At 50.6% G+C, this 10,435-nt stretch carries 6 protein-coding genes and 1 pseudogene; 1 reads left to right on the top strand and 6 read right to left on the bottom strand.

Annotation, left to right across the window (positions count from 1 at the left end; genetic code table 11):
- Nucleotides 1-1,139: 1,139 nt before the first annotated feature.
- From AAKU61_RS20935 to AAKU61_RS20910, 6 genes and pseudogenes are all read right to left on the bottom strand, one after another.
- Nucleotides 1,140-1,732, bottom strand: a pseudogene (locus tag AAKU61_RS20935) (transposase); the annotation flags it as partial.
- 131 nt (nucleotides 1,733-1,863) lie between these two features.
- The gene (locus tag AAKU61_RS20930) at nucleotides 1,864-3,252 is read right to left on the bottom strand and encodes an OprD family outer membrane porin (RefSeq protein WP_354335402.1); all 1,389 of its coding nucleotides are present in this window, start codon (nucleotides 3,250-3,252) and stop codon (nucleotides 1,864-1,866) included.
- Nucleotides 3,249-4,478, bottom strand: coding sequence for an MFS transporter (locus tag AAKU61_RS20925; protein WP_354335400.1), 1,230 nt, complete (start codon nucleotides 4,476-4,478; stop codon nucleotides 3,249-3,251). The genes AAKU61_RS20930 and AAKU61_RS20925 overlap by 4 nt, the downstream gene beginning before the upstream one ends.
- Before the next feature lie 8 nt (nucleotides 4,479-4,486).
- Nucleotides 4,487-5,671, bottom strand: a complete 1,185-nt coding sequence (locus tag AAKU61_RS20920) for an ATP-grasp domain-containing protein (RefSeq protein ID WP_354335398.1) — start codon at nucleotides 5,669-5,671, stop codon at nucleotides 4,487-4,489.
- Between the two features lie 48 nt (nucleotides 5,672-5,719).
- Nucleotides 5,720-7,003, bottom strand: a complete 1,284-nt coding sequence (locus AAKU61_RS20915) for an ATP-grasp domain-containing protein (RefSeq protein ID WP_354335396.1) — start codon at nucleotides 7,001-7,003, stop codon at nucleotides 5,720-5,722.
- Nucleotides 7,004-7,381: 378 nt separating this feature from the next.
- Nucleotides 7,382-9,382: a BTAD domain-containing putative transcriptional regulator gene (locus tag AAKU61_RS20910; protein ID WP_354335394.1), complete on the bottom strand. Its 2,001-nt coding sequence runs from the start codon at nucleotides 9,380-9,382 to the stop codon at nucleotides 7,382-7,384.
- A gap of 277 nt (nucleotides 9,383-9,659) precedes the next feature.
- On the opposite strand from AAKU61_RS20910, the gene AAKU61_RS20905 reads away from it, so the two are divergent.
- The coding region (locus tag AAKU61_RS20905; protein ID WP_354335392.1) for a SidA/IucD/PvdA family monooxygenase at nucleotides 9,660-10,435 on the top strand (776 nt) is incomplete at its 3' end.

The raw sequence follows: 10,435 nt of genomic DNA, 5'->3' as shown, positions 1-10,435 counted from the left end.
AGACAAAATCACTAAAAAAGCATCATTTTATTTTTTAAAAATTCAACCTTTGCTGAAACGGCTCTGATTAAGGCTGTCATGCAAAGGTCTCAAACAGGTGGTTTTTCACATTCTTTATAAAAATCTTTAAACTTGTCCCATGGTGGTTAATCCTTTAATAATCGGTCGCGCAGTGAAGCGGCTGCAAAATCTTAATTACCGCAGCCTTGAAACTGGCTTGCGCGAAATAGACACCACATTGGCCCAATGGAATGCATTATCCTGTTTGCACCAACCCTTATGCCAACGACTCCCAACGCATATGATTAAATTGTAATTGCACAAATCAGTATATTCAATTTATTGACGCTGAATGATGTCAATGGTAATCCCCAAGAAGGCCTAGTGATAGGTACGACATCCTTCAAAGTATGGACTGCCAGTAAATCACTTTACAGACGAAAGTCGTATTAATTAAATTAAATTCGAGGAACGGAATGCTTAGATAAAATGCGCAACCCTAGGAATTGCAGGAATATTTTTTGAACATTGTGCGTTTGACCTACAGCGTATAGAATCGCACACAGAGGCAATTTCGGGACTAACCACTGCTAGAGTGAATTTCCCAGTAGCAAACATTAGTAAGGCGGTGCAAAACGCTCTATTGTCGTGCACAACTCAGGGCTACCGTGATCTTTTCGATGCGGCCTGTCAATTGGACATGGCTGTTCATTTGCCTGATAGTGTTGGACTGATCGATGCCACCAACTCGGCTGTCTCCGACCCAGACATCGACCAATGCGAATACTACGCAAGGTTAGTCTGCGCTTCATGTCCATATTCATTTTCTGGCCTATCCGATTCAAGCAAAGCGATACTAGCCAGGTAATTGCCACCCCCAATGAAAGGCTAGAAAGCGCCTTTGTGCATAAACGTTCAATGCCAAGTAGTTGTTAGATTCCGCGAACAGTGATTTTCTATTTAGGGGTACTTTTGCGTGCCCGAACGTTTCTAATGTCGCTGTCAAATCGCTCTTGATATGAAGTGACGCGCTATCATCGTTATGTAGTCTGTACGTACGAGAGCAATGCCATTTAAGATGGGGGAATTGCCTTTTGTCAGCTTTTATATACGCTACAACTTCGCTATAATATAGCGTTTAGCTGTAATCGTTGTATGTCCCGCTGAAGCGCCTTGACTTGCCGCTGCAGCCCCGTCTGTCCAGGAACTGGTTTGAATTGTTACGGCGTTTAATGGATGGGAGTACTTCAAGACCGAGTAATTGATTCTTCCATCTATACAACGTCGGCCTGCATACCGCTAGTTTTTGAGCAATTGCTTGTACACTTGTTGTCATGGTACACAGCTCGATCACTGCCGCATTCTTGAATTCAGGGGAATGCTGCACGTTTGCGGCTCTGCCTACAATGCGACGGCGAACTTCGGGTTGCAGTTCATCAATCCATATCGTGTGCGTTGCACGGCAGGGGTATCCCAGTGCCTTCATCGTTGAAGCAATACAGCGATCGTGCTCTAGGTAATGTTGAACCGCTGCCTGTTTCTGTTCTTCAGGATACTTCTGTCTTGAGCGAATATACCGCACCTGCAAATCGCGACTTTGTAAATATTCTAGATACCAGCTCTTGAGTGTATTCTTTGTTGGATAGCTCAACTGCCGAATGCTCGAGCCAGTAGGTTTCCCGAGCTTGATATAAAGCTTAACTGCTCGAATGCGGTCTTCGTATGAATACATAAACTACCTCCAAGTAGTCCAAGTTTTTGTCGGCACTCCCAGGGGGTCAATTTCCGGTCGGCGCCAACACCCACATACTATTCTGGATTGTTTCATCCCTCGCTTGAGGTTGTATGCCAGAACGCGCGGCCTCAGAATAGAAGCACTGGGTAATTGATCATCACACGATTAATCTCGAAATTTTTGCTTGGATAAGTAGGATCAATCCTGTGACCGATATAAATGTACATGAATGACATGCCCTTAAGTAACCCTTGCTGCAGCGTGTATTTTGCTTGCACTCCGTGTTCGGCGTGCCCACCTGCTATCGGCAGCCCCCCTTTCCAATATAGTCCGTGCAAATTAGCGTCAGTAGCTGCATTTCGTTTCGCTTCATTGGCAGCTTCGACACCCCATGCCTTGACTCCCCACAAGGACAATTGAAAACCAGGCGCACCTATGGGTGTACCGTCGATCTTGTAGCGGATTTGTGCGGACTGTTCGTGCGGCGCGTTGTAATCTACCCCCATCGAGTTCACCAGATATATTCCCGCGGTCTCCCCTGCAAAATCAAAAAACTGATCGCCAAAAATACGCTGGTAACCAAATACGAGATTGGATGCCCCGTATTTGGCAGACAACATCAAACTCGCGGCTTTATTGTTGATCGCCCCTTGGAGCTTCTTGCCTTGGTCGTAGGTGAAATAGCTGTCGGCTTTGACCTGCCAGCGAATAGCATGTTGGCTTCCGAAAGAGTGACTTGCGGAAACATAATATTGATTCCAGACATCCTTCGCCTGACTTGCATACAAGGAAAGTTCGATATCACCAGGCAATTTCCAATCGCCTCCAACATAACTCAATCGATCGTACGCCGTGCCGCCATAATTAGTCGAGAGCGGTTGTAACTGAGTCGCGCCGCGCGCATTGACGGCATTAAAACTACCTCCACTCAGGGTGAGGCCGCTGAAAGAGTGGTTGACGAACGAAGTTCCTCGAAAACTGGGCGGCAGCGCCCGAATATCATAGGGATCCAGATAGGGATTAATGATCATTTCTTTTCCGACCTTGAACAAGGTATTCGAAAATTCCGCCTTGAACGCGTACGTCCCTAGATAACTCCAGAATTTGTCGTTTTGCCCGCTACCGTCTGGTTCCAAATGTACCAAATTGCGTGACCCTTCGCCGCCATCGAGCTTGAGTGCGACAAATGGTGCAAAGTCGATGCCGAATCCTACAGGCCCTTCTGTCATACCCGACTCGAAACGCGCTTGCATACCTTGCACCCAACCAATCCGTTTGGTTGTGCGCTCGATGTCCAATACCTCGGCATAGTTCCGGAATAGCAGAGTCATTGTGCTGTCGCGAACGAAGCCCGCACGGGAAATTGCGTTTCTTTCCTCGGGCTGCGAGGGGCCATCGGGCTGTAACGGCAGTGCCGCCTCAGTCTCGCCGAGTGCTTGATGACAAGGGGCTATCACTACCACGGCAGCACAAATGTAAATCGACACCTCGTAAAAAATATTCTTTACAAAACTCATTGCGCAATTCTCCTTATACCGATACGAGGTAGTGCAGCGACCAGAAAACCAAGGAAAAGCGCACTCCCCAATGCTATATAAATCGTGCGGATTGCCACCGTATCTCCCAAATAACCAACCACGGCATATAACGCCAGTCCGATATACGATATGAACATCGTGATGGTTGATTTGACCCTGCCAAAATAAGCGGGGTCGACTTCCGAAACCAGGATAGTGTCCGTGTTGACGCGAATGGTGCAGGCCAAGAAACCCAGCAGCAAGTAGGCGAAAAATGCCTGAGGCAAGGCGTGTGAGGTAAGAAATAGGAAAACGGCTGCCGACAGCAGGAGCAATCCCAACAGACCAAACAGCCGACGATCGATTTTCTTGACAATGGTGCTGAGAGACAAACCACCGAGCAGAGCGCCTGCCCCCCATGCCGCATCGATGATGCCAAAGCCAGACGCACCAGCGGCCAACTCCCTATCGACAAACGCTGCCAACAAGGTGTTGCAGACGTACAAAGTGATGTAGACGAACATCTGCAGATTGGCGAGCCAAATGATATGGCTGTGTTGGAAAATATACTTTGCTGTGGCCTTGAATTCATCCATAAAACTAGGATGCTTGGTAATTTCACCAAACTCAGACTCCAACCGCGGCGCCAGCGTCTTAATGCAGGAGGTCAGAATCGCAGAAATAATGAGCGCAAAGGCATTGACTAGAAGAACTACCGGTGCACCAAACTGCGCCACCAGCAGGCCACCCACCCCCGCCCCGACAAGCACGCCGATTTGCATGCACATATTGCCAACAATATTTGCCGATAATAGCTGCTCGCGTGAAACAATCGAACGTACCATGGCACCGACTGCGGGCTGAAAAAAATTGTCGCAAATGGCAATGCAGAAGATACTCACATAGAATATGGTGAGATTCGTTTTGATGGAATACGTGGCAACCACTAGCGCGACGAGAATGGCACACCTTACCAAGTCGGCACTGATACAAATGCGGCGGGCGTCCCCGCGATCAATCAATGCGCCGATCCATGGCGAAAACAACATTCCTGGCAAGGTTGAAAGGATCAAAATCCAGCCTATGGCCGATGCGGAGTGTGTGATCGTCCACAGATACCAAGAGATGGCAACGAATTGCATCCCAGTGCCTACCGAGGTCAACGCGGAGGCAGCCGCATATTTGCTGTATTCCCGTTCCCGTAAAACTGAAAAAATGCTACTCATGATGGGTCCTATGCGACGATAATGTGAATTTTTTTCATGGCGTTTTCGACGTTCTCGATTGCCTCGGCGGCGCTGTCGCCGATTGCCAAAATATAGCCATGCCGTTCGTTAGAGTTTTTAAAACTATTGGTGCGCATTCCGATTTGTAAATCAATATCGCAGCGCACCACCCCCGCTGAATTACGTGCCTGCTCAATGCCGGCAATTGCAGTAATCTCTCCGGCAGGCAGAGTCAAATAGCGTATGGCCGCACCGCCGGCGCGGTTCGAGGAGTGCGCCGCTTCCTTTCCCGCGTATCCCTGCAATGTGGCGCCAATCATGTCGACCCCATGCACCAGTTCGACCATTTCGAAAATCCGGTCGCCGCCTGTGCGCGTGTGAGATTCAACGATGACCGGGCCGTCATCAGAGATGATCATCTCCGTATGCGAGGGGCCGCTCATATGGCCAACTGAAACGAGAAATTCTTCCGTTAGCGCTTTGATTTGCGCTACCAATGCCGGCGCAAGGGCTGATGGCATACTGTGTCCCGTTTCGACGAAATGGGGGGCACCGGTAGTGATTTTGTCTGTCACGCCCAGAATCGTATGCTTGCCATGCCAGCTGAAACCCTCCACGCTCACTTCTAGGCCATTGATGAATTTCTCCGCGATCGGGCTCGCATTGGGAAAATCCTTGACGATAGCGGCATACGCTGGTGCAACTTCATGCGCGGCGTGCAATTTGTGAATCTGCTTGCTGCCAGTGCCACTAATCGGTTTAAGAATCACCGGCCAGCCACAGCGCTGTGCGAAATCAATGACATCTTCCGGTGAACTGGCGATTAGATAGGGAATTGACCGAATCCTTTGGACATCGAGATGCTCGCGCATCCGACCTTTGTTGCAGGTGAGCAGCACGGGCGCCAGCGGATTACTGGCAATGCCGAGTCGATCACCGATCACGGCGGCGTTCAGCATGCCAAGTTCCTGGAATGACACAACCACATCGAACGGCTTAGTCGCATGCAACGAAGCGACCAACTCAGGAACGGCTGCATTATTCAGATCGGACGTGATGATCTGATCGGCCAGCTCAAAGTCTCTGTGCGTTATATTCCCTTTCTTCTGCACAAGTGTTAACGCAAAACCGAGTGCCTTGGTTTTTTCATAAATATCGGTCCAGCCACCGATCATGAGCATATTACGTTCCATAATTTCTCCTCGATAATGTATTCTTAATTTTTTGGGGCGGCAGCCGCCTCAGTTGCGAATCTCGGTCAGTTTGATGCCGAGCACCTGCTCCACCTCTGCGTAAAATCCGTCTATCTTGCTGACGACCGCGTCGTAGCTGTCGGCGGTGGTACGAACCACGCCGTAGACGTCGTAATTGGTATGCATTTTCTTAACTATCTGGCCTGGACGAATATCAACATAACCCGAATGCAATCGCTGCTGGATCGGCTCAAACCAGTTTTCTGGCAAATTAGCCCGCACAGTACAATGCTCCGCGACACCGATCAGTGAATGGCTTGCGGCAATTTTGCACTCGAGCTTGGTCAGGCCGATTCTCTCGCCAAGAAAGATTCGCACCAGATACTCGAATAGGTTCGCCCCAGTCGCGGCACGGATCAGGTCCGGAATGGTGCCGCCGGCGATGCGTGGATTGACTTCAACCAAGCGAGGACCATTCTGGGTGTAAATAAATTCCACGTGAAAAATGCCGAGATCGAGGCCCAACACCTTCAGCACCCGAATGGCATACTGTGCGACTTCGTCGTATTGCGCCTCGCTCAAGCCGCACGGAATAATTGATCCCATTTCTAAAATTGGATTGTGGGCTCCTGTCTTGCGGCGCAAAATGGCAAATGGCATCCATTCTCCGTGAGCACTTACACCAACTTCGATCGAATACAAAGGGCCGACTGCCAGTTCCTCGATAATAAATTCGAGGGATAGCTCTCTGCGTAAGCTGAGGTCCAGGTTCAGGAGTTGGGATTCAGCCTGTTCAAAATGAGCCAGAACATCCGATTCCGAGTGCACAAACGTAGTGATCAGCTTGCCCATGCCAGTTGTAGGCTTGATAATAGCCGGATAGCCTATCGTTTCTAGGGCCGCCAACGCTTGCTTAGCGGAATGAACCGACGCGTGCTTGACCGATGGAATCTGCGCTTCATCTAGCAATTGGCGGCAACGAGATTTGTCGCGAGCATTTTCAATTCCAGTAGGGCTAGTGGAGGGAAATCCCAATTCCGCCGCCGCTGCCGTGGTTGCCGGAACGCACTGGTGTAACGTACTCAGCACAGCATCGACGGGGAAGGCTGTGCTACATGCCTTTAAAGCATGGCGCACCGCATCGACATCCTGCGTATCGCTGGTGTTCCAAACATGGTCGACATTCTGACTGACGATCATCTTGTCTTCCTCTGTGAGCAGCCAATCAACATTGCCGGATGTAATGAACGAAACTCGATGCCCGAAACGTTTTGCAGCCTCGATTGCCTGGATACCCAAGTGCGTAGTTTCTACAAAAACTATATGCGCCATAGTGCTTCTTCCTTGTCTCAAATAACTAGTTGCCGGTGGCAACAATTTGCCAGCCTTGCTCGCCACGTAGATCTTCCAATGACAGTTTCACCAATGGACTTTCAACCGTGATAGTTTGGGCTTAGGGCGCATCGCAATCGTGATATAGGCGTCTACGGCACGATAAATCCTTCGTTTCGCGGAGTGAAAAATGCGTAATCTGACCCCTAAAACATCTACGGATAGGTCGGATTTGGGGCAAGGGGAGGGTGAAGGTGATGCAGCAAGGTGCTTGAAAAATACTTACCTAATGGCAAGAAGGGCATACGGCGAGGTCAGGGGACGCAATGCCAAAGCGACTAAAATGAGAGGAAACGGCCGTCTGAGCGGCCGTTTAAGCTACTTGGAGTTGGGCAGACCCACCCCACTATCGCTCATCGCCTCAAGGTACCGCAGGTTCGTTTCGACCATCATCGGTGGTAAGCTTTTAAAGATTTGTTCGAGCGTCGCACTCGGATGCACGCGGCGAAATTCGTCGACCGCCTCGAGCATCTTCATCTTGTTCCCGGCGAGTGCGTAATAACAGGCAAGCATACGGTAGACCCATGTCACAGAGTGCCCTAAATGGATACCCTTATAAACGAGTTCAATAGCCCGATCGTATTCATTAAGACTCGACCATGCCAGTGCCTGCCCGAAATAAACGTTAAATTTGAAGGGATCCATCGGGCTCAGTTGTATACTTTGCTCGAAACTGGCCAAGGCCTCACGTGGTTCATTGCTCAGCGCGTGCAACCAGCCCAGACGCATCCAGCCCCAGGCATTGCACGGATCGATTTCGAGGCAGCGATTGAGCAATATGCGCGCACGGCCCTGTTCAGCTGATACCATCGTGTAGGTTGCCCCCAGAGCAGCCAACGCCGTCGCATCGTCGCCTACACACGCTTCGGCACGATGTGCGCTGTCCAAGGCCAAGCGCCGCTCGGCTTCGGCGTCATTAGTCCATAAGTAGCAAGTGCGCTGCGCATGGCACCACGCCTTGAGCGCCAAGGCATGGCCGTAGGTCGGATCCTTAGCGATAGCTAGGTCGAACAGGATCACCGCTTCGGCGTTACTTTCAGCGGTATGCAACCAAAATTTGGGATATCCCTTCATGACCAATCCATAGGCATCCAAATGCTCCGGCTGAGCACGCCGTACTCGCTCAATCTCGGTCTTGCGGATGGACGGATGAATCCCGGCAGCAATTTTTTGGGCAATCTGCTCCTGTAAATCGAACATGTCTGAAATATTGTCTCTAAAGCGGCCGCTCCAGACCACTTCACTATTAGTAGTCTCGACAAGTTGCACAAATACAAGCATTTCCGACGACACTATCTGGACGGTGCCATCGACAATATAGGACACGCCCAATTCCTTACCAACAACACGGGCATCGACAAAACGTTCCTTATAAGTGTAGGCCGATTGCCGCGACATCACAATAAACGCTCGCATACGCGACAAGGCTGTGGTCAGCTCATTGACAATGCCATCAACCAGGAAGTTGTGCTCGCTGTTGCCATGCTGCACGAAGGGCAATACTGCAACCGATGGGCGACCGGAAAGTGGCATGCTGGTAGGCGGCGCGGGTTTCAGAGCCAGTGTTGTAACTTCATCGGCGACGGTAGCGGGAACCTCCGCCGCCGCCCTGCCTTCCTCGATCAACATGATCGTTTCTGGTTCCGGCTCGACCCCTAGCTCTTCTTGGAGCGCTTTGCGACACAACTCCAACTGCTTGTGCGCCCGATTCACCCGGTTCTCGCACAAGGCGACACGTATGAGTGCGCGATGCGCTTCCTCTGCGGTCGGATCAGTCTTGAGCAATCGAGAGGCAAGTCCGGTAGTAGCACCTACCAACGCCGGACGCCGGCTCATCTCCTCTACCAAGCGCAGGGCCTTTTCTTGCAGGGCCTCGCGATGGGCAATAAACGGGTACTCATCGATGGTACCAAAGGAGGCACCTTCCATGAACGGGCCGCGATACAACTCAGCCGCCAGCACTAGCTCCTCGTCTGCAGCGCCTTTGGTGAACAGACGCTCACAGATGTCTTCAAAAGTCAGCAGGTCTATGCGCCCTGGCAACACCTCTAGACGAACCGTCTCTGAATCGGAGACCAACGTGATCCCTTTACCCTCGGCCAGCACCTTGCGCAGCGCAGTCAGTGCTTGGCGCAAGCAAGATTTGGACTGCCCGTCGGACCGGCCTGGCCAAAACCGTTCGGCCAGAATTTCACGGAGTACGCCACGACTGCCCGCAGCGGCAATTGCAGCCAGAATCAAGGTCGTCATGCGACGTAAGCTGAGCAGCCTATCTGCGTCATCGAGCACGCCAAAACTTCCTAACATTTCAATTCGCATAAATCGCCATTTGTTTGCTTTTAGTTATTAAAAAAAACGCATTTTTCACGATTATTTACATGAAGTCAACGAATTATTGCTCAGTATTTTTTGTTCAGAAAACGCTACTCCCCCAAGCTCCCTCATGCACCCAACACAGGAACGGCCATTCTCTAGTATTGGGATGATCACAATTACAGTTGCAAATATAACAAACGCGGCGCGTACCACATTAAGCGGTGCGCACTCCTGAGTGGCTTCGGCTTGCTCAGTCACACATCCATAAAGGAAAAACACCATGGCCCAATGTCTTGGTATCGGGATAGGTCCCGCCAATCTTAGCCTCGCCTGCCACTTGGCCGATGATGGGGTTAAGGCTTTATTTTTTGATCGCAGTGCGCAATTCGGATGGCATGAGGGCATGCAAATCGAGGGTGCTAACCTCCAAGTTTCTCTGTTCAAGGATCTAGTCACGCTAGCGAATCCAAGCAGCGCCTACACTTTCCTTACCTATCTACACCAACAAGGACGCCTTGGCCATTTCATTAATGCGCGATTCGACGCTGTTTCACGCCGTGAATTCGCCCACTATCTGAGCTGGGTATGCAGCCAAATCAAGGGACTTGAATTTGGTACCGACGTGCAGGAAGTGGATCATGACGGTACCTTTATCGTGCGTACCAGCGGTGGCGATTTCCGCTCTCCAAACGTGGTGTTCGGCGTCGGCAAGGTACCTGCCTTCCCCGATTTCATACATCAGGCTCCGGATGACTACCTGTTCCACAGCGCCGATTTTACGTGGCGCGGCAAAAACCTTGGACAACGTTCGGTCGCAGTGATAGGCGGCGGACAATCCGGAGCGGAGATTTTCTTGGACTTGATCTCGCGCTGCGGCCCGAATCGCCCTTCTCATATCACCTGGATTTCCAGTCGCGCCAATTTCCTGCCGATGGATGATAGTCCATTTACCAACGATATGTGTATGCGTCCGACAGACCCACCTAGACGATCAGCAAATAACCGATTTTGCCCGCAGCGGAAGCAATTCATCAATACGATTATTTTTACAGGTAG

The sequence above is a fragment of the Undibacterium sp. GrIS 1.2 genome, from assembly GCF_040544435.1.
GTDB lineage: Bacteria > Pseudomonadota > Gammaproteobacteria > Burkholderiales > Burkholderiaceae_D > Undibacterium.
This window is presented reverse-complemented; position numbering and strand designations above follow the sequence as displayed.

Coding starts and splice junctions, on each gene's coding strand:
- AAKU61_RS20930 (WP_354335402.1), bottom strand. CDS start 3,252: ATGAGTTTTGTAAAGAATATTTTTTACGAGGTGTCGATTTACATTTGT.
- AAKU61_RS20925 (WP_354335400.1), bottom strand. CDS start 4,478: ATGAGTAGCATTTTTTCAGTTTTACGGGAACGGGAATACAGCAAATAT.
- AAKU61_RS20920 (WP_354335398.1), bottom strand. CDS start 5,671: ATGGAACGTAATATGCTCATGATCGGTGGCTGGACCGATATTTATGAA.
- AAKU61_RS20915 (WP_354335396.1), bottom strand. CDS start 7,003: ATGGCGCATATAGTTTTTGTAGAAACTACGCACTTGGGTATCCAGGCA.
- AAKU61_RS20910 (WP_354335394.1), bottom strand. CDS start 9,382: ATGCGAATTGAAATGTTAGGAAGTTTTGGCGTGCTCGATGACGCAGAT.